Source organism: Hwanghaeella sp. (genome assembly GCF_965227365.1).
In the GTDB taxonomy this organism is placed as follows: domain Bacteria; phylum Pseudomonadota; class Alphaproteobacteria; order UBA8366; family Aestuariispiraceae; genus Hwanghaeella.
The window spans coordinates 1,407,901-1,427,587 of the sequence record NZ_OZ245754.1 but is presented as its reverse complement, the minus strand read 5'-3'; the positions used below and the strand labels follow the sequence as shown (position 1 = coordinate 1,427,587).

Genomic DNA, 19,687 nt, shown 5'->3' with positions numbered 1-19,687 from the left:
ATACTGTGACTGTCGAAGGTTTCAGGAATCGCATGGTCAGGATCAATCAGGCCGGTTTATGCGCAAGGAAGCGAAGGCGGACGTAATCGGCGATCCAGACGCCGTTCTCGTCACGCAATATGGGATCTAGGGCCGACCGCACATCTTCGATGATACCGGCGCGCTCCTCTTCCGGCGCAGCCATCAGGAAGCTCTCACAGAACGTCCAGAGCCAACCTTCGATATCACCTGGCAGCGGCGTGGGGCGGTCGATCAGTTTGATGCTCTCGACCGTGAAGCCTTGGTCCTCCAGTCGGGCGCGCTGGTCGACCACGCCTGGAAAGGTCCAGGGATCCATCGCGTCAGCATCGAAGCCGCGCGCGGAAAGCGCGGTTCGCACCGCCCGCCGGATTTTGCCGACATTGTCGCCGCCGCCCATTTCGCAGGCGAACCGGCCGCCCGGTTTCAAGGCGCGCCAGACACCGTCGATCACGGCGGACTGGTCCGGCATCCAATGCATGGCGGCATTGGACAGGACCAGGTCGAATTCATTCTGGAAAGTCAGCTTCTGCCCATCCATCACATGGGCGTCGAGGCCACGCTCCCGCGCGGCTTCGATCTGATCCGCGCTGAAATCGACCCCGACCACGGTACAGCCGAGCGCGACGATCTCCTCGGTCAGCACACCATCGCCGCAGCCCAGATCCAGGACACGTTCGCCTGCGACCGGCGCGGCCATTTCCAGAACCGGACGGCCGAGTTTCGGAACGAAGCCGGCATTCGTCTGATAACGGGACGGGTCCCATTTCTGGGTTACCTGCTGCCCTGTATCGCCCACCCCTGTATCGCCCACCATGGAACCACCCCGCCGCTGGGGGCCGCACCATCCGCGGCCCGGGTTTGCAGTGACTACTGATCGATATCCTGATCGGTCACCAGAAAGATGACCTTGCCCAGCAGTTCTTCAAGAGCGACCACATCCTTGGTCTGCGTGATCTCCTCACCGTTCTTGAGCAGGGTGGAGGAACTGCCCGGATCGATCTTCAGGTATTTCCCGCCCAGCAATCCACTGCTGGACACGGACGCGGTCGAATCCTCCGGCACCTTGATCGTATCCTTGACCGAGATTTTGACGACCGCCTGATAGAGTTCCGGGTCGATATATTGATCGATGACAGCGCCGACCTTCACACCGCCAATCCGCACATCCGATCCGACGGTCAACCCGTCCACCGCGTAGAACTTGCCGATCAGTTCATAGCCGCTGGTCGGTTTGATATCCGTGGTATTGTAGGCAAGGACCATGAAGACGGCCGCCACCAGAAGCACGACGGCCCCCAACACGGTTTCTATGGCGCTGCGTTTCATCGAAATTCCTTTCAAGTCCGTCGCTTGTAACGGCCCCTTAATCTGCTTGCCGCGCTTCCTTGGCCGCACGCCTCTTCGCTTCCGCCGCCAGAATCACTTTCTCAAGCAATTCCTCGAAGATCACGGAATCCTGGACATATTCGAACTGGTCGCCGGGCTCCAACATGTCCAACTCGCCGCCCGGGGCGATCTTGACGAACTTGCTGCCGAACACCCCGTCGCTGACGATCATCGCCACCGAATCGAGCGGCAGTTCGATCCCGTCCCTGACGGATATCGTCAATATCGCGTTATTGGTTTCCGGATCGAAATCCGTGCGGGTCACCTTACCCACGGTGAGCCCCGCGAGCATCACGTTGCTACCCTCGACGATACCGTCGATCGACCGGAACTTCGCGGTCAGTCGGTATCCGTCTTCAGCGCTGCCGGGGCGGTCGGACAAATAACCGTAGACCATATAGGTCACGATGACCCCGATGACCGCGGCCCCCACCAATATGTTGTTCTTGTCTGATTTAAGAAGCATCTGCGCGCCGTTTGCCGGTAACGGCCGGGCCCAAGCCCGGCCCTTCCCTATTCGGGCATCCAGGCTTCGTAATCGCCGGTGGCATGGTCACGCTTGCCGCCCTGCAACGTGTGGCCCGGCGGGCGGTATGCCGCCGCGGTACCGGTCGGATTCGGCGCATGGTCCCGCAACCAGGCATATTTCTTACCGCGGTCCTTGGCCGGCAGATCGTTGATCGTGTAGTGCAGCCAGGCGTGGAACTCCGGCGGCACCCGGCTCGCCTCGTCACCGCCGCGCGCATAGACGACCCAGCGCCGGCGACGGCCGGATGCCGGCGCCTTACGGGCCTGATAATAGACATTTCCATATTCGTCTTCGCCCACACGCTCGCCGTTCAGCCAGGTGATGACGCGGGTGATTGCGTTCGCCATGAGTGTATCCGAAGCCGTTGTCTCGAATGAGCGGCGAATATGGCCCAAGCCCCCACCTCTGTCCAGCCACCGAGCCTTCGTTGGACCGCCTACGGCTTGCGGCACCGACAAGGTAAGTGCGCACCGGCCTGTCCGGGCAGGATATAGGGCCGAAAATTCATCTGAAATGCCGCATGGAGCGACCGCCAAGCGATCGATTTTGCCCCGATTCCATGTGCGGCAACACCAGAATCCAAATACCGCCGCCACGCCGATATTCAGTTTCTCTTCGCGTTACTTCGGCTTTACTTGCTGTAGGCCGCAGTTTTCCTTGGCGAAGAAGATTATCGCAAGAAAAAAGTGCCGCGGTGGGGGTGATTTACTGTTGCGCGCCTATCCAGATGATGTATCCTTCCCGACGAGCCAACACAAGATATAGCGGCGGCGCTTGAAACAAAAGCGTAAAAGTTCGCCCCATCGCGTGGATCGGCACAAGTGATTGATAGGGTTAACAGTTTTCCGCCCAGCCACCTTAAGGGGCTGTTCGGGCCGGGTTCAGGTCGGGTCGAAGAGGTCGTCACCTCCGTCTGAACCGGGCCCCATCCAGGGGCGGAAACAGGGGCAATTTGGGAGAGATCTGGCATGCGTATTGAGCGGCGTTTCACGAAAGTCGGCGAGTCACCCTATGAAGGTATCGAGTTCCGGCTGACGACGAGCGAGATTCGCAATCCCGACGGCACGGTCGTTTTCAAACTGGAAAATGTCGAAGTGCCAACGTCCTGGAGCCAGGTCGCCGCCGACGTTCTGGCCCAGAAGTACTTCCGCAAGGCCGGCGTCCCCGCCAAGTCGAAGCCGGTGAAGGAAAAGGATGTCCCCTCCTGGCTGTTCCGCCGCGTTCCCGATGAAGACGCCATGGCGGATATGGAAGAGGAAGACCGCTTCGGCTCCGAAATCTCCGCGACCCAGGTTTTCGACCGCCTGGCCGGCGCCTGGACCTATTGGGGCTGGAAGGGCGGCTATTTCGATGCCGAGGACGACGCCCGCGCCTATTACGACGAAATGCGCTACATGCTGGCGAAGCAGATGTCGGCGCCGAACAGCCCGCAATGGTTCAACACAGGCCTGCACTGGGCCTATGGAATCGATGGCCCGGGCCAGGGCCACTACTATGTCGACTATCGCACCGGCAAACTGACGAAGTCGAAATCCGCCTACGAGCATCCGCAGCCCCATGCCTGCTTCATCCAGTCCGTGAAGGACGATCTGGTGAATGAAAACGGCATCATGGACCTTTGGGTGCGTGAGGCGCGGTTGTTCAAATACGGCTCCGGCACCGGCACGAACTTCTCCGCCATCCGCGGCGAAGGCGAACGCCTGTCGGGCGGCGGCAAGTCCTCCGGCCTGATGTCCTTCCTGAAGATCGGCGACCGCGCCGCCGGCGCCATCAAGTCCGGCGGCACCACCCGGCGCGCCGCCAAGATGGTCGTCGTCGACATCGACCATCCGGATGTCGAGGACTTCATCGACTGGAAGGTGAAGGAAGAGCAGAAGGTCGCCTCCATCGTCACCGGCTCAAAGCTGCACGCCAAACACCTGAACGCGATCATGGCGGCCTGCCACGCCGGCGGCGCCGAGGGCGACGCCGCCTTCGACCCGAAGGTGAACCCGGTCCTGAAACAGGAAATCCGGGCCGCCCGGAAAGCGTTGATCCCGGAAAACTATGTTCAGCGCGTCATCCAGTTCGCGCGCCAGGGTTATACCGGCATCGAATTCCCGACCTATGACACCGACTGGGATTCGGAAGCCTATCTGACGGTCAGCGGCCAGAACGCGAACAATACCGTGCGACTGACGAACGACTTCCTGGAAGCGGTCGAAAAGCATGACGATTGGAACCTCACTTCCCGCCGGGACGGAAAGGTGACCAAGACGCTGAAGGCCGACGAGCTCTGGGAAAAGATCGCGCATGCCGCCTGGGCCAGCGCCGATCCGGGCACGCAGTACGATACGACCATCAACGAATGGCATACCTGCCCGAATTCGGGTCGGATCAATGCGTCCAACCCGTGTTCCGAATACATGTTCCTGGACGATACGGCCTGTAACCTGGCCTCGTTGAACCTGATGACCTTCCGCAAGGAGGATGGGTCCTTCGACGTTCCGATGTTCGAACATGCGGTCCGCCTGTGGACCATCGCGTTGGAAATCTCGGTCCTGATGGCGCAGTTCCCGTCCAAGGAAATCGCGGATCTTTCCTACAAGTTCCGTACCCTGGGCCTCGGCTATGCCAATATCGGCGGCCTGCTGATGGCCTCCGGCCTCAGCTACGACTCGGAAGAAGGCCGCGCGCTGTGCGGTGCCATCACCGCCCTGATGACCGGCGTCGCCTACAAGACGAGCGCGGAAATGGCCGGCGAGCTTGGCCCCTTCCCGGGGCATGCGGAAAACGCGGACGCCATGCTGCGCGTCATGCGCAACCATAAGAACGCGGCGCTCGGCAACCGCGACGGCTACGAAGGTCTGTCGATCCCGCCGGTTCCGCTCGACACCAAGAATTGCCCGCAGGCCGATCTGGTCGAAGCGGCCGGTCGCTCCTGGGTCGACGCGGTTCGCATGGGCGAGGAACACGGATACCGCAACGCCCAGTCCACGGTGATCGCGCCGACCGGCACGATCGGTCTGGTCATGGACTGCGACACGACCGGGATCGAGCCCGACTTCGCGCTGGTGAAGTTCAAGAAGCTCGCCGGCGGCGGCTATTTCAAGATCATCAACCGCACGGTTCCCGAAGCCTTGTCGACGCTGGGCTATTCCGAAAAGGAAACCAGCGACATCATCCGTTACGCGGTCGGCAACGGCACGCTGAAGAACGCGCCGAAGATCAACCACAACAGCCTGCGTGAGCGCGGTTTCGACGAGGAAGACCTAGCCAAGCTGGAAACGGCCCTGGCCAGCGCCTTCGACATCAAATTCGCCTTCAATAAATGGACGCTGGGCGAGGAACTCTGCATTGACCGTCTGGGCTTCACGCAGCAACAGCTGGACGATTTCAGCTTCGACATGCTGTCGGCCATGGGCTTCAGCAAGAAGGATATCGACGAGGCGAACGTCTATTGCTGCGGGGCCATGACCCTGGAAGGCGCGCCGCATCTGAAGTCGGAACATCTTCCGGTCTTCGATTGCGCCAATCCCTGCGGGCGGAACGGCAAGCGGTTCCTGTCGACCGACAGCCACATCCTGATGATGGCGGCCGCGCAGCCGTTCATCTCCGGCGCGATTTCCAAGACCATCAACATGCCGAATTCGGCGACGGTCGATGAATGCAAGGAAGCCTATCTGTTGAGCTGGCGCCTGGGCCTGAAAGCGAACGCATTGTATCGCGACGGCTCGAAGCTCAGCCAGCCCCTCTCGGCGGCCCTGTTCGACGACGCGGAAGAGGACGATCTGGAAGAGGTGATGGAAGCGCCGGCCGCGGCCGCCGCGCCGGTCATCGCGGAAAAGATCGTCGAGCGGATCATCGAACGCGTCTCCGAACGCCGGAAGATGCCGCATCGCCGCAAGGGCTATACCCAGAAGGCGATCGTCGGCGGCCACAAGGTCTATCTGCGGACCGGCGAATACGAGGACGGTTCGATCGGTGAGATCTTCATCGACATGCACAAGGAAGGCGCCGCCTTCCGGTCGCTGATGAACAACTTCGCCATCGCGGTTTCCATCGGCCTGCAATACGGCGTGCCGCTGGAGGAATTCGTCGACGCTTATACCTTCACCCGGTTCGAGCCCTCGGGCATGGTCGAAGGCAACGAAGCGATCAAGATGGCGACGTCGGTGCTCGATTACATCTTCCGCGAATTGGCGATCAGCTATCTGGCGCGGGAAGATCTGGCCCATGTGCCCCCGGGCGGCATGCTTCCCGACTCCATGGGCGGCGGCGAGAAGGAAGGCCAGGCACCGGAGGAGTTCGGCGCGGCGATGGAAGCGATCCAGAAAGTCGCGTCGCACGGCTTCGTCCGCAAATCTTCCCTTTCGGTCTATTCAGGCGGCAAATCGGCGCCCAAGACCGCCGCAACGGGCGGGTCGTCCCCCGTATCCATGAGCGGCAAAGGCGCCGGCGGCACGGCCAGCGCCGTGGAAGTTGTAAAAACGGAGACGACCGTTGCCGTAGAGGTAGACGAGGAGACCCGAATCGCGGTTGATGATCGATTAGATCAAGTACGCATGGCTAGAGCCAAGGGTTACGAGGGCGATTCCTGCGGGGAATGCGGAAACTTCACCCTCGTCAGGAACGGCACCTGCATGAAGTGCGTCACCTGTGGCGCGACGAGCGGGTGTTCGTAGGGCCGGGGTTCCTCATCCCGGCACGGTGCTCCCTGTGACTAGGCCCCGGCTTTTGCCGGGGCCCTTTTCTAGTTGAGCCTCCACTTTACAAAACACCTGTCTTATCCCGCCTCAGGGCGCGCCGCCTTGCGGCCCTCGCAATGGACTGTGCCGAACCTGCAAAACATCTGTCCGGTCAAACAGCTACCAGCACCGGGCGGCGCGGCTTATACTCATGCGAAACTTCGTGGCGATGCCTTTCCGGTCATGGAAACGACACCGTCACGCGGGCAAGAAAAAGAACGCCTTTTGGCATTTCACGGAAAGACCGGCCGCAACCCCGATGCCCCCGACGCAGCAAGGTACACCCCGGACATCAGTCGACCTGCAGGCGCCGGATCTCTCAGCCTATCGGCGCGGCAATACCGGTATTCCCTATTACCATCGTTTCACATCCGGTGCGGCGGGGCCGACGGTGACGGTCAACGCCCTTACCCATGGCAACGAGATCTGCGGCGCCATCGCGCTCGATCGTCTGTACCGGACCGGGTTTCGTCCGACAAAAGGCACATTGCTTCTGGGGTTCGCGAATATCGAGGCCTATGAGACCTTCAACCCCGCCAACCCGGTCCAGGCCCGTTACCTGGACGAGGATTTCAACAGGCTGTGGTCGAAGGAGGTCCTGGATGGGCCGCGTCAAAGCCGTGAACTCGTGCGCGCGCGGGCGATCCGTCCGCTGATCGACGAAACCGATCTGCTACTGGATATTCATTCGATGTCCGGCGAGTCGCCGGCCATGATGCTGGCGGGCCCGTTGGACAAGGGTACCGATCTTGCCAGGTCGGTCGGTCATCCGCAGACGATCGTTATCGATGCCGGTCATGCCGCCGGGGTGAGAATGCGCGACTACGGCGCCTTCGGCGATCCCGGATCGAGCCGAAACGCCCTGCTGGTCGAATGCGGGCAGCATTGGCGTCGCCAGACGGCCGACACGGCCTGGACGGTTCTGCTGGCTTTCCTGCGGGCCGCGGGGATCGCGGAGGACGGCTTCCTGGAAAGCCAGGGGCTGACCGTCGACGCCCCATCGCAAACCGTCGTGCGCGTGACCGACGTGGTCACGGTAACCGCCGACAGCTTCGCCTTCACGGAACCGTTTCAAGGCATGGAAAGGATCGCGCAGGCAGGCACCGTGATCGGCCGGGACGGCGCCAGGGAGGTTACGACACCGTATGACGACTGCGCCCTGGTGATGCCCAGCCATGCCGCGCGAAAAGGACAAACGGCGGTTCGCCTGGGCCGGGTGATGCGGTAATGGCGATATCCTTCAACGCGCCCAAACCGTCTGAGCTGATGCCGGTCGGCTTCGCTTTGAGCATCGCCGCCGTCGGCGGTTATCTGGCCAATCTGGCCACCCTGCCCCTGCCCTGGATGCTGGGTCCGATGACTTTCTGTCTCTTGGCCGCGCTGCTGGGCCTGCCGGTGAAGGGGCCCGTCCGGTTGCGCCCGCCGATGATCATGATCCTGGGCGTTATGCTGGGCAGCGGCTTCCGCCCGGAAATGATGGATCATATCGCCGAATGGTCGGTGAGCATCGCCATGCTGGCGCTCTATGTCGGGGTGATCGGCATGGTCGCCTATCCCTATTTCCGGAAGGTCGCGGGATACGACCCGGTCACGGCCTATTTCTCCGGCATGCCCGGCGGGTTGAACGAGATGATGATCGTCGGGGCCGCGATGGGCGGGGACGAAAAGAAGATCGTCCTGACCCATGCCAGCCGGATCCTGATCGCCGTCTTCATCATTCCGATCTGGTTCCGTCTGGTCGAAGGTCTGGACATGTCGGACCGGTCGCAATTCGGCGTTTCCATCGTCGACGTCCCGCTGCAGGACATGGCGATCCTGACGTCCTGCATCGTGGTCGGCTACCCGATCGCCAAGATCCTGAACCTTCCGGCAAAAATGCTGGTCGGCCCGATGATCGTCAGCGCGGCGATCCATCTGGCCGGCATCACCGCCGCCCAACCGCCTTTGGAAATCGTCAACGGCGCGCAATGGATCATCGGCACGGTGATTGGCTGCCGCTTCGTCGGCGTGCCGCCGAAGGAGATCCTGCGCGTCATTCAGGTGGGGGTCGGGTCGACCGTCATGATGCTGATGGTGACGGCCCTTTTCGCCATCTGGATCGGTTGGATGACGGACCTCGACCCGTTGATGGTGGTCCTCGCCTATGCGCCCGGCGGCCTGGCCGAGATGTCGCTGGTGGCCCTCGCCCTGGGCGCGGATGTCGCCTTCGTGGCCTCGCACCATGTCATCCGGATCGCCTATGTGGTCATCGTCGCGCCGCAATTCTTCAAGCTTACCGGCATAAAAAATCAGGAATAGACCGCAACACTTGCAATCAATAAGTGCTTGGATTGGCGGCTAATACACCCTATCTATCTGAGTACAGGCGGTTTTTCCCGCCCTGTCGCGGATTGAGTTGAACGGGCCGGAGGAAGCCGATGTCGCAGTTGCCTTTCACCATCGAAGGTTTCGCGATCTTCGTCGTACTGGCGGTGATCCTGGCGATCATCCTGGTCTTCATGGGAATCAAATCGGTTCCCCAGGGCATGGAATACACCGTCGAACGCTTCGGGAAATACACCAAGACGCTCCCGCCCGGCCTCAATCTCATCGTCCCGATCATCGACCGCATCGGATCGAAAGTGAACATGCGGGAAACCGTCATGGATGTGGACAGCCAGGAGGTCATCACCCGCGACAACGCGATGGTGACCGCCGACGGCGTGGTCTTCTATCAGGTCCTGAACGCGGCCAAGGCCGCCTATGAGGTCAACAATCTGGAACGCGCGATCCTGAACTTGACCATGACCAATATACGGACGGTGATGGGCAGCATGGATCTGGACGAGGTTCTTTCCGAACGCGACGCCATCAACAGCAAGCTGCTGACCGTCGTCGATCAGGCGACCAACCCCTGGGGCGTCAAGGTCACCCGGATCGAAATCAAGGACATCTCGCCGCCGCGCGACCTGGTCGACGCCATGGCCCGCCAGATGAAGGCGGAACGCGAAAAGCGCGCCACCATCCTGGAAGCCGAGGGCGACAAGCAATCCGCCATTCTACAGGCCGACGGCCAGAAGCAGGCCGCGATCCTGGAGGCCGAGGGCCGACGCGAAGCCGCCTTCCGCGATGCCGAGGCGCGCGAGCGCGAGGCGCAGGCCGAAGCACGTGCGACCGCCATCGTCTCCAAAGCGATCGCAGGCGGCAACGTGCAGGCGATCAACTATTTCGTCGCCCTGAAATATACCGAAGCGCTGAAGGAACTCGCTTCCGCGCCGAACCAGAAGGTCCTGATGATGCCGGTCGAGGCCGCATCGATCATCGGTTCCGTCGCCGGAATCGCCGACCTCGCAAAGGAAGCCTTGAACCTGAAGGGCGGCGACGGCGACCCGTTGGACCTGACCGATAGCGACGACGATTCTCCGCGCACGCCCGGGAGCAGCCCATGGCGTGGCTAGACCAGATTGAATTCTGGTGGTGGTGGGCGTTGGGCCTCGGCCTGCTGGCGCTCGAAATCGTCGTCCCCGGTACCTTCTTCATGTGGATGGCGGTCGCGTCGGGCGTGGTCGGCGTCCTGCTGCTGATTCATCCCGGCATCGACTGGGAATACCAGATGCTGATCTTCGCGGTGATCAGCGTCGTCTCGATCGCCGCCTTCCGCTATTGGCAGAAGACTCATCCGACCGAATCCGATGACGAGACCCTCAACCGCCGCGGCTCGCATTATATCGGCCGAACGGTGATCGTCGTCGACACCTTCGCCAACGGCCAGGGCCGCGTGAAACTGGAAGACTCGTCCTGGTCCGCCCGCAGCACGGACGGTTCCGACTTCACCGCCGGCGCCAAGGCCCGCGTCACCGCCGTCGATGGCGCGACGCTGGTGGTCGAAGTGGCGGGCTAATGCCTCCTGTCCGTCCATGCCGGATCATTTGATGTAAGGCAGCGCGATGACGGATGACGTCCTGGCCCGAGACTTGGAACAAGGCGCGCAAGGCGGATCGCTGCGCATCGGCAGGGTGATGAGCCGGTATATCGGCGTGTTGCGGGCCAATGCCGGCCGGATCGCGGTGATCACCCTGATCACGCAATTGCCGTTTCACCTGGGCATCGTGTTTTCGACATTCGCCTCCTTTTCGGAATTGATGACCGCCGTCTCCACCGGCGACGCATCGGACCTGGTATCGACCCTTATCAAAGGCCGTTACGCCGCAGGCGCCTATGCCTTTACGTTCGCCATCGGTCCCCTGCTATCCTTCTATACCGCCGCGGCGCTGACCAAGGCCGCAGGCGAATACCTCGTCACAGGCAGGTTCTGCAGCATCGGCGAAGCATTGCTGCCGGGTTTCGGGTTCGTCTTCCGGACCGCCGTTGTCATCGTGGAAACGGAAATTATCTGCGTCTTCGCCGTTGTAATGATCATTATGGGCGGCTTCTTCATGATGTGGACCGCAACGGAAATAGCGCTGATCATGATCATCGCCGTTCCGGTTGCGCTCTACATGGCAATTGCCTGGATGATTGGAATGTTCATTCCCGCCCTGTCTATCATGCGCAACGAGGGCATCGGCGCAATCGCCGCCATGCCCGCCAGCAGGCGGTTGACGGAGAACAATCGCTGGCGTGTCTTCGGGGCGATATCGGTCGTCTTCGCCTCCGTTTTGCTGCTTGTCTTCATCTCTATCCTGATCGGCAACGGCCTGTCCGCCGTGCCGGTCACGGCCGGATGGCTGACGCCCGTCCGCTGGCTCTGGCCCTTGATTTCCTGTTTCCTGCTGAATGCCCTGTTCGCGGCGATGACCGCCGTACTGTTCACGGTCCTTTACGAGGAATTGCGGTTTCTGAAGCACGGCCCGCGCGCGGACCCGATCGCCGCCGTTTTCGACTGACACGCGCCTCTTCCCGCCCAACCAAGCACGGTTGCCGGAACGCGCACCCTTCGCCGTGACCTACGCAGGAATGTAACGAAACATCCGTCATTATTGGTTGCTCACGTTTTGAAAAGCCCGTTAAGCTGGCAGCGCATGATCGGCATGCGGTAGTTTGCCGGTTATCTTGGAGTTGTTTTTTTGGGGGGGGACGATGTCGGATCAAGAAAGCGGCAACCTGGGGAGTGTGCCCGATGCAGGTAATCCAAACCCGGGTAATCCAAACGCAGGTAATCCAAACGCGGCGCCCGCGGCACCAACGCCCGGTGATCTCTCCATCGGCAAGGTATTTTCCCTGACCTTCTCCACCCTGTTCAGGCATTTTCATCTTTTCTTCCTGCTCGCGGCGGTGACCTGGCTGCCGGGGATCGTCCTGGTCCTCGCCCTGCCGAGCTTCCAGGCCGATATGATGGCCGGGGTCATGAACCCGCTCGGCATAGGCATCTATGTGGTCATTTCCTGGCTTCTGGTCGCCTGGCTGTACGGTTCGGTTACGCATATGGCCTGCGTCATCCTGGCGAACGGCGAGATCTCGATCGGCGCGTCGATCAAGGAAGGTTTGATCCGTGCGATTCCAGTCTTCTTCATCCTCGTCCTGCAGGGGATTGCCGTAGCGGCCGGTTTCGTTTTCCTGATCATCCCCGGTTTCATCGTAATGGTGATGCTTGCCATCGCCGTGCCCGCCGGGGTGGCGGAACGCAAAGGCCCCCTCGCGGCCCTGTCGCGAAGCGCGGCACTGACGAAAGGATACCGGTCGAGCATTTTCGGCGTCGGCGTGTTGGCGGTGCTGTTGCTGATCGCCACCGGGATCGGCTTCGGTCTGGCGGCGGGGACCCTGCCCTTCACCCTGTCGGGCGAATTCAACGCCGTGGTGCCGGGCACCGTCGCAATCATCATCGGTACACTCTTCGAAGCGGTCCAGTATCTGTTCCTGCTGATCCTCGCGGCGGTCCTGTATCACCAGATCCGCGTCGCAAAGGAAGGCAGCACCGCGGAAGAAATTGCCGCGGTCTTTGACTAAGGTCCCCGACTTTCCCTTAAAGGAAAGCGGCTTCGGTCCGCTGGAGCAACTTGGGTATGGCCGTAAACACCGCCGGCGCAAAAGCACGATTGGGTAAAGCTCCGCCAATATCGATCCTGTCGGTATTCAGGCGGAGCTTCTCGTTGTTGTTTCGTAGACTGCCCCAGAACACGATTTTCGGTTTGATCTATGTCCTGCCGATCGCCGTGGTGCTGGCCGTGCTGCCGGATACGATCCTGTCGCGATACGACTTCACGGAAATCGCCAGCATTCCAGGCGCCGTCTTCTTCATCGGCGAGATTGCGATTTATAGCATCGCCGCCGCCGCGATAACCTTCTTCACCCTGCAGAATTTGAATGGCGAAAGCCCAAGCCTGGCCGCAGCCTTTCAAACCGGCATTCTTGGCATGCTGCCCGTCTATGGCGGCATGCTGGCCTATTATCTAGGTGTCGGCATAGGGTTCGCACTAATCGTCATTCCGGGCATCTATTTCATGACGACGTATATCCTCGTTACGCCGGCAATCATCAGCGAAGACCGGGGCGTAAGCGCCGCATTCTCGCGAAGCAAAGCGCTGGTTATCGGGTATCGATGGAAAGTTCTATTCGCTGTGTTACTGGTCGCCTTTCTTTACATGGTCGTCCAATTCCTCGGCCTATCGGTATTCGGCCTGATGCATCTCGTTGTGGATACGGGCCCCTTAAGCATTGCTGAAGCCAATGCTGCGATACCGGCAACCAACGCAATCGGCGCGCCCATGTCCGTCTTTTCGGTGATTTTCGTTGCCGCGCTCTATGATGAGATCCGCAGGGTGAAGGAAGGCACGAGCGCCAAGGACATTGCGGCGATCTTCGACTAACGCCGCTCAATCGTATTTGCTTTCCTTTCGGTCGCCGAGCAGCATCCGCGCTTCCAACCGCTGGCGCAGGGCCTTGTAGAACTGGTCCAGGAAAGGCACGACCTGTCCTTCAGTCAGGGCGCCGCCCGCGCCGCCGCCGCTGGCATGGCCGATTTTCACGCGTATCCTGTCGGCGACGGCCGCGCGCACCGCATGCGCTTCCGGGCCCGACCGGCGCAGAACTTCCTCCAGGGTCTGAAGCTCGAAAATCCCATAGGTGTCGAGCTGCTTGTCCGTGAAGGTGAATTGCAGTTTCGACGGTTCCGCCGCCGGTCCCGGCCCGGTGTCCCGCGCGGCCTGCAACCCGTCGGCTGACGGCGGTGATGAAGGGGATGGCGGCGAATAGCGCGTTTCTTCCGACAGGTCCGACAGCAGGGACTCCTTCGGCGACACCACGACCCAGGTCCCGGCGATCAGATCACCGACCCGCATCCGGTCACGGTTGAAAAACGGAAAGAAAAGGAAGACGCCGATCCACAGCCACTGCAGCAGGGTTTCCCAGGCACCGAGCCCGACACTCGTCCTGGAAATCAGCAGCATCATCGGAATGAACAGCTCCACCTCACGGACCAGATTTCGGGCGAAGACGGCGTCGGCGGTCAGCGTTCCCCCCTTCCGGTCTATGACCCGCAGTTTCATCAGCCTTTTGCCCGGCGTTCGACCCTGCCATCGCAATTCGAAGAACAGGAAGTAGAAGTTCCGCAACAGAAAAAAGGTCAGATACCCGAGCACGATGATCCAGTCATAGGTCACCAACCCGCTGCGCCGAAGCGCGTACAGGGCAATCCCACCGGCAAGCAGTCCCAGCAGAATAAAGACCAGATCCAGCACGACCGCCCCGGCGCGCTCGCCGCGATCGGCGAGGGTAACGCTGACCTGGACTCCTTCCGGGGTCGAGATCAGTCGCCTCCTTTTGGCCTGTTCCTGGTTCATCGCAGTCAGAATCTTGCTGCCGGCGGCAGTGGCGGTTCGGCTAGCCATCGCGTCGCCCCACCCCGGCAAGGCCGAAATACGCGGCCCAGAGAAGCCCGGCGACGATCCCGATCGAATAGCGGGCCGTCATATCGGTGACGAGCTGCCGGGCGAAGCCTTCCAGCAACGCCGCCACCAGGAACAGCAGCACCGCGCCGATCACGATACGCGCCGCCCGCCTGCCCTCCCGGCGAAGGTTTTCCAGCCGCGAATGGGTCCCCGGCAGGGCTACGGCCGACCCGAGTACGAGGCCTGCCGCGGCACAGAGCGCTACCGCCAGCAATTCCGTCGTGCCGTGCACGAACAGCCAGCCGACGAAATCAGGCAGCAGCCCCTTGCTCGCGTGCAGGCCCGTCATCGCCCCGATCATCAGGCCGTTGTAGAACATCAGCAGGAAGACCGGGATACCCAGCGCAAATCCCAGACCGAAGCAAAGAATGCCGATCCCGGCGTTATGCGTGAAAAGATACGAGGCGAAGACATGCAGGAAGGCTTCGTTCTCTCCCGGCGGGTCGTAAAGAATTTTGCTCAGGTCCTCGGCACTGGCATCGGGTGTGCGCCCGCCGGCCATGCCCTCCGGCACGATGCTGTGGTACCAGTTGCTATCCGCGATGACCAAGGCGTGACCGGCGAGAATCCCCCCGGCCAGCAGCAGGGCGGCGACAACGAGATGCCAGCGGGCGGCGCGAACTGCGGCCGGAAAATCCACGAGCAGGAAATTCCGCAGATATCCAAACAGCGATCCGCGGGCGCCGTGAACGCAGAAATAGGCGCGGGTCGAGAGCGTCTCCAGATAGTCCAGAACATTGCGGTCCAGCGATATGCTGCGCGCGACGGAGAGCGAAGACAGCGTCGCACGGTACAGCAGCGGGAGACGGTGGCACTGTTCCGGCGTCAGCGACCGGACGCCCCGCTTCTCGATCTGGGTGACGATCCCGTCCAATTCCTGCCAGGTCTTCTCGCGCTCCCGGCGAAACACCGCGCTTTTCAGGGTGACGTCCGCCATGGCTCAGATCAATCCTTGCCGTTTGATGTCCATGTATTGATTGACGAGGGCCGCGTTCACCTCGCCCGGCACCGTTTCCAGGCACAGGATTCCCATCTGCTCCAGGCTGCGTGTCACGATACGCCTTTCCTGCACCAGATCCGCCGCGATGACCGACCCGGCCAATCCCTTCGCCCCCCGGGGCATGCTCTCGGCCACGCCTTCCAGTTCAACGTTCCGGAAGGTCACGAAAAGAACCAGATGGCGCCCGGCCAGTCGACGCAACCCGTCGATCATCAGATCGGCGGTCACCGTATCGACGAAATCGCTGAAGACGATGACCAGACTGCGCCGGTCCAAACGTCCCAGCAGACCGCCCAGACCCAAGGTGAAATTCGTCTCGTCGACGGAATAGTCCAATTCGGCGCCGAACCCCTGCAGGCGGACAAAACCCGACCGGCCGCCTGTCGGCGTCGCATAGGCACCCATGCGGGCGTTGAACCCATAGGCGCCGACACGATCCCCGCCCTGCAAGCAGGTCCAGCCCAGGACCAGCGAAGCATTGATCGCATGATCCAGTTTCGTGAGGCCGTGGACCGCCTCGCCCATCAAGTGCCCGGTATCAAAAGCGAAAACGACCGGGTGGTTGCGCTCGACATCGTATTCCTTGCTGATCAGCGCGCGGTGGCGGGCCGACTGTTTCCAATCGATCGACCGTGTATCCATCCCAGGCCGCCATTCCTTCAGGGCGTTGAACTCCCGACCCTCGCCTTTCTGCCGCTGCACCTTCACACCATGCATCGCATCGCGCGCGTTGAAGCGGATCTCCATCTCGCGGACCAGATTTACATCGGGTATGACCGGGATCCTGCCGCCCTGAACGGCATGGCTTCGCTGAAACAGCCCCAACGGTCCGCGCCAGCGCAGCCAGATCGCCTCCACATCCGCCATGCCGCGACGGTCAGCCCGCAGCGCAAGATCGAATTCGGTTTCCGTATTCACGGGCACGATCACGCGCCGAAGCGGCGGGCGGGTCAGGACGTCGTTGACATCCAGCAGACAATCCACCGCGACGGCCATGCCGGTCCGCCGAAACGCCACGGTCAGGGAAAGCACCCCGTCCCGGCCGACATTCAATTGTCCGGGCGGTCGCGCCGTGACCATGAGGGCCCTTGCGGACGGGCAAAGCAGCGCGTCCACACCACCGACGAGGAGGACGAACAGCATGAAAAAAACCGAAACCGGCCAATAAGCGGCGTCCACGACGATCAACGCCGTCACCGGCGGAATGCCGGCGGCGCAGAGCAGAACGGCGCGGATCGTCGGTTTCATCAGCGCGGCACGGGGATCTGCTGCAGGATCTGATCGATGACCTGATCCTCGCCCATCCCTTCGATTTCGGCCGAGGCGGACAGGACCAACCGGTGCCGCAGCAACGGCTTCGCCAGCGATTTCACATCGTCCGGAATGACGTAGTCCCTGCCGTTCAACACCGCATAGGCCCGCGCCGCCGCCGACAAATTGGTAGCCGCGCGCGGCGAGGCTCCGAAGGCAAGCGCCGGATGTTCCCGGGTCGCCCGGATCAGATCGACGATGTAATCGGTCATGTCGTCCGCCAGGGTAATGTCGGAGACAACGACCCGAGCCGCCCGCAGGGCGTTGAGGTCCCCGACCGGCCGGACACCGTGATCCTCAACCGAGGGCATCGCGGTCCGCGCGCCATGCCGCCGAACCACATCGCGTTCCTCATCGCGGCTGGGATAGGTCAGAACATGCTTGAACAGGAACCGGTCCAACTGGGCTTCCGGCAAGGGATAGGTGCCCTGCTGCTCGATCGGGTTCTGCGTCGCCACAACCATGAAAGCGTCCCCCAGGGGATGCGTCTTGCCGTCAATCGTCACCTCCCTTTCCTGCATCGCCTGCAACAGCGAGGCCTGGGTTTTCGGCGGCGTGCGATTGATCTCGTCCGCCAGCAGGAACTGGGTGAAGATCGGTCCCTTCACCAGGGAAAAGGAATTAGATTGGAAATCGAACAGATTCGTTCCGATGACATCGCCGGGCATCAGGTCCGGGGTGAACTGAACCCGCCCGAAATCGAGTGAAAGCGCGGCCGAGAAGGTCTGCGCCAACAATGTCTTGGCGGTACCCGGCACCCCTTCCATCAGCACATGCCCTTCGGACAGCAGCGCCACCAGTAGGATTTCCACCGCGTCGTCCAGGCCGACCACGACCTTTCCGACTTCCGTCCTCAGGTCATCCGCCATTGCGCGGACGGCTTCGATCGCCATGCGTCACCTCCTCTTCCCAGCGGCGCAAGGCACGGGCCAGCCGCAACAGATTTCCATTCGTCTTTCCGCTCGCCTGCTCCTGCAGCAGAACCTGGCGCATCAACTCGCGGTATCCATGCCGCGCGCCCCGATTGCGGCCGACCTTGTCCAGCCAATCGACCAATTCGTCCCGCGACAGAGCCTTGGGTGCATGCAGCCGCCGGGCGGCCCGGGCCTGAACCTGCGCCGCATAGCGCTTGAACGACTCGCTGAGATTGCCGGCATCGACCACCAGATCCGATGTGCTTTCGACCAGGGTCGCCCCGCCGGTATTCACCGTCTCCCGTTCCGCGAACGGGGCGCCGAAACGGCCGATGGACGCCCAGACCAGGACCGCGATCGTCAAGCCGACCAAGGCGGTCACCCAAACAAAAGGCATGTCGAAAATCGCCGTCGTGACGCCGGGATAGGTCCGGAAACCGTGGATCGTTTCGTCGAATACGATCGCGCCGTCGCCCCCGAAGGAGTCGAGCAGTTTCACCATCAAGGCCGCATTCGCGCCCTTTCCCAGCCCATGGGTGGCCAATATGTCGGGGTCGGCGACGATGATCGTCGTCTGCCTGCTGTCGGCCACCGCCCCTACCAACACACCCTCATCCGTCGAGACCAACGGAAACAGCTTGTCGGAGCTGACCAGTTGGACCGTCCCGTCGATCACCGGCATGGCGCCGATAGCCGCAGTCTTCCACTGTTTCGGACCTGCCGCGACCCGCTGGACGGTCGCATCCTCCAGTACCGACTGCAGGATCGCGGTCACATGATTGTCGCTCAACAGCCTCGCTTCCGTTGCCCAATGTGGATTTTCAAAGGACGTTCTCACCCACCACTTCGGCAGAACGACCAGGGTCGGATAATCCTGGACCATGCGTTGCAGATGGGCCCGTTTGCCTGTCAGCGGTTCCGCCAGGATAAGTGCGGCCATACCGTCCGCCGGCGGGTCGCCCTGCCGGGTATAGGTCCGCACCTCGTATCCCAGTTCTTCAAGCATTTCCCGGAACGCGCGGTGACCGACGGCGGAGGTCGAAAAGCCGTTCGCGCCCACCGGCCGGTTCACCTCCGGATCGCCGGCCAGGGAGCCGATGATCAGCGACCCGACAAACCCCGTGATGCCGAGGCAGATCAGGACCGCGATCACGCGGGGGTCGAAGACAGCGCCCGCCTTCACGCCGCGCCCTCCGCACCCGTCACGCCGTTTGTCTCCTGCCCCGAGAAGAGCAGGAAATCGCCGCGGCAGGCCCGATAGGCCTCCGCGTTCAACAGCGCCTCGCCGAAATGGGAAATTTCCTCCGTCGCGACGATCCGCCTCAACGCGTCACGCTCGGCCGCGTCCAACCCGGAGACAAGAAGGATTTCCCGGCTGGTCAGATAAGGAAAGACCGCGTCGCCGATGCCGGAACGCAAGAATTCGAGGCTTTTGAACAGCAGGACCCGCACAGCCTCCGAATAGCGGCCGGCGGCGGCCAGGGCATCCGCGTCGCTCAAGGTGCCGACCGCGTCGAAATGGCGGGTCCTGGTCGAAACGCCACCCGCCTCGTCGCCGGCCTGTTCATCTCCCCGATTTCGGCGTCGAAAAAAGCGCCAATCCTGGCCCGAAAGCCCACGCAGGACCGCGAATAGGATAAGGATGATCACCGCCGCGCCGGCGATGTAGAGGATAGCACGCAGCGCGGGTGCCAACGTTTCCAGGGCTGAGAACACATCGCGCCACCAGGATCGGTCGGAACTCTGGATTCGCGGTTCACGCGGCTTGGCCAGTTCCAGTTCGGTCTGATAGGGACCGTCCGCGATAATCTCGCGGGCGACGTCACCCGGATCCTGTGCCGCCTGCGCCGCGCCTATGAACACGAAGAACGGAAAACAGAGGAGAACGACCAGAACGACCGCGGCGATGGGAAAAAGTCTGACTGTCATCTCAA

At 61.8% G+C, this 19,687-nt stretch carries 18 protein-coding genes; 8 read left to right on the top strand and 10 right to left on the bottom strand.

All coding sequences use genetic code 11. The features are described 5' to 3' along the window. Nucleotides 1–46: 46 nt before the first annotated feature. From ACQK2G_RS06240 to ACQK2G_RS06225, 4 genes are read right to left on the bottom strand one after another with little or no spacing between them, the layout of a single operon-like run. Nucleotides 47–835 carry a class I SAM-dependent methyltransferase gene (locus ACQK2G_RS06240; protein WP_425404161.1) on the bottom strand — a complete coding sequence of 263 codons (789 nt, stop codon included), beginning with the start codon at nt 833–835 and terminating at the stop codon, nt 47–49. 53 nt (nt 836–888) lie between these two features. Further along, complete coding sequence (mlaD, locus tag ACQK2G_RS06235) at nt 889–1,347, bottom strand: outer membrane lipid asymmetry maintenance protein MlaD (protein WP_425404160.1); 459 nt, start codon at nt 1,345–1,347, stop codon at nt 889–891. A 37-nt stretch (nt 1,348–1,384) separates the two neighbouring features. Then, nucleotides 1,385–1,873 (bottom strand): MlaD family protein, encoded by a 489-nt coding sequence (locus tag ACQK2G_RS06230; RefSeq protein WP_425404159.1) that lies wholly within the window; start codon nt 1,871–1,873, stop codon nt 1,385–1,387. Nucleotides 1,874–1,920: 47 nt separating this feature from the next. Then, nucleotides 1,921–2,283: an NADH:ubiquinone oxidoreductase subunit NDUFA12 gene (locus ACQK2G_RS06225; protein ID WP_425404158.1), complete on the bottom strand. Its 363-nt coding sequence runs from the start codon at nt 2,281–2,283 to the stop codon at nt 1,921–1,923. 621 nt (nt 2,284–2,904) lie between these two features. Between ACQK2G_RS06225 and ACQK2G_RS06220 the strand changes: the two genes are divergently transcribed. The 8 genes from ACQK2G_RS06220 to ACQK2G_RS06185 all read left to right on the top strand — a co-directional run bounded on the left by ACQK2G_RS06220 (nt 2,905) and on the right by ACQK2G_RS06185 (nt 13,448). Beyond that, on the top strand, nt 2,905–6,600 hold the full coding sequence (locus tag ACQK2G_RS06220; protein ID WP_425404157.1) for a vitamin B12-dependent ribonucleotide reductase: 3,696 nt from the start codon (nt 2,905–2,907) through the stop codon (nt 6,598–6,600). A 322-nt stretch (nt 6,601–6,922) separates the two neighbouring features. Continuing rightward, complete coding sequence (locus ACQK2G_RS06215) at nt 6,923–7,891, top strand: succinylglutamate desuccinylase (protein ID WP_425404156.1); 969 nt, start codon at nt 6,923–6,925, stop codon at nt 7,889–7,891. Beyond that, nucleotides 7,891–8,961: an AbrB family transcriptional regulator gene (locus ACQK2G_RS06210; RefSeq protein WP_425404155.1), complete on the top strand. Its 1,071-nt coding sequence runs from the start codon at nt 7,891–7,893 to the stop codon at nt 8,959–8,961. Before ACQK2G_RS06215 ends, ACQK2G_RS06210 begins: the two co-directional genes overlap by 1 nt. A 119-nt stretch (nt 8,962–9,080) precedes the next feature. After that, entirely contained in the window at nt 9,081–10,100 is a 1,020-nt protein-coding gene (locus ACQK2G_RS06205; protein ID WP_425404154.1) for an SPFH domain-containing protein, read from the top strand. Continuing rightward, on the top strand, nt 10,088–10,543 hold the full coding sequence (locus tag ACQK2G_RS06200) for an NfeD family protein (protein WP_425404153.1): 456 nt from the start codon (nt 10,088–10,090) through the stop codon (nt 10,541–10,543). Before ACQK2G_RS06205 ends, ACQK2G_RS06200 begins: the two co-directional genes overlap by 13 nt. Nucleotides 10,544–10,589: 46 nt before the next feature. Continuing rightward, on the top strand, nt 10,590–11,528 hold the full coding sequence (locus ACQK2G_RS06195; RefSeq protein WP_425404152.1) for a hypothetical protein: 939 nt from the start codon (nt 10,590–10,592) through the stop codon (nt 11,526–11,528). 193 nt (nt 11,529–11,721) lie between these two features. Further along, on the top strand, nt 11,722–12,588 hold the full coding sequence (locus ACQK2G_RS06190) for a hypothetical protein (protein WP_425404151.1): 867 nt from the start codon (nt 11,722–11,724) through the stop codon (nt 12,586–12,588). Between the two features lie 143 nt (nt 12,589–12,731). Beyond that, nucleotides 12,732–13,448, top strand: a complete 717-nt coding sequence (locus ACQK2G_RS06185; protein WP_425404150.1) for a hypothetical protein — start codon at nt 12,732–12,734, stop codon at nt 13,446–13,448. Nucleotides 13,449–13,454: 6 nt separating this feature from the next. Here ACQK2G_RS06185 and ACQK2G_RS06180 read toward each other — a convergent pair whose 3' ends face one another. The 6 genes from ACQK2G_RS06180 to ACQK2G_RS06155 are packed head-to-tail and all read right to left on the bottom strand — an operon-like array spanning nt 13,455 to nt 19,682. Continuing rightward, complete coding sequence (locus ACQK2G_RS06180; RefSeq protein WP_425404149.1) at nt 13,455–14,468, bottom strand: RDD family protein; 1,014 nt, start codon at nt 14,466–14,468, stop codon at nt 13,455–13,457. Then, a complete protein-coding gene (locus tag ACQK2G_RS06175; protein WP_425404148.1) occupies nt 14,461–15,465 on the bottom strand; it encodes a stage II sporulation protein M in 1,005 nt (334 codons plus the stop codon). The genes ACQK2G_RS06180 and ACQK2G_RS06175 overlap by 8 nt, the downstream gene beginning before the upstream one ends. A 3-nt stretch (nt 15,466–15,468) precedes the next feature. Beyond that, a complete protein-coding gene (locus ACQK2G_RS06170; RefSeq protein WP_425404147.1) occupies nt 15,469–16,776 on the bottom strand; it encodes a DUF58 domain-containing protein in 1,308 nt (435 codons plus the stop codon). After that, nucleotides 16,776–17,732 carry an AAA family ATPase gene (locus ACQK2G_RS06165; RefSeq protein WP_425404146.1) on the bottom strand — a complete coding sequence of 319 codons (957 nt, stop codon included), beginning with the start codon at nt 17,730–17,732 and terminating at the stop codon, nt 16,776–16,778. The genes ACQK2G_RS06170 and ACQK2G_RS06165 overlap by 1 nt, the downstream gene beginning before the upstream one ends. Next, nucleotides 17,698–18,936: a DUF4350 domain-containing protein gene (locus tag ACQK2G_RS06160; protein ID WP_425404145.1), complete on the bottom strand. Its 1,239-nt coding sequence runs from the start codon at nt 18,934–18,936 to the stop codon at nt 17,698–17,700. Before ACQK2G_RS06160 ends, ACQK2G_RS06165 begins: the two co-directional genes overlap by 35 nt. Then, nucleotides 18,933–19,682 carry a hypothetical protein gene (locus ACQK2G_RS06155; RefSeq protein WP_425404144.1) on the bottom strand — a complete coding sequence of 250 codons (750 nt, stop codon included), beginning with the start codon at nt 19,680–19,682 and terminating at the stop codon, nt 18,933–18,935. Before ACQK2G_RS06155 ends, ACQK2G_RS06160 begins: the two co-directional genes overlap by 4 nt. Nucleotides 19,683–19,687 lie beyond the last annotated feature (5 nt).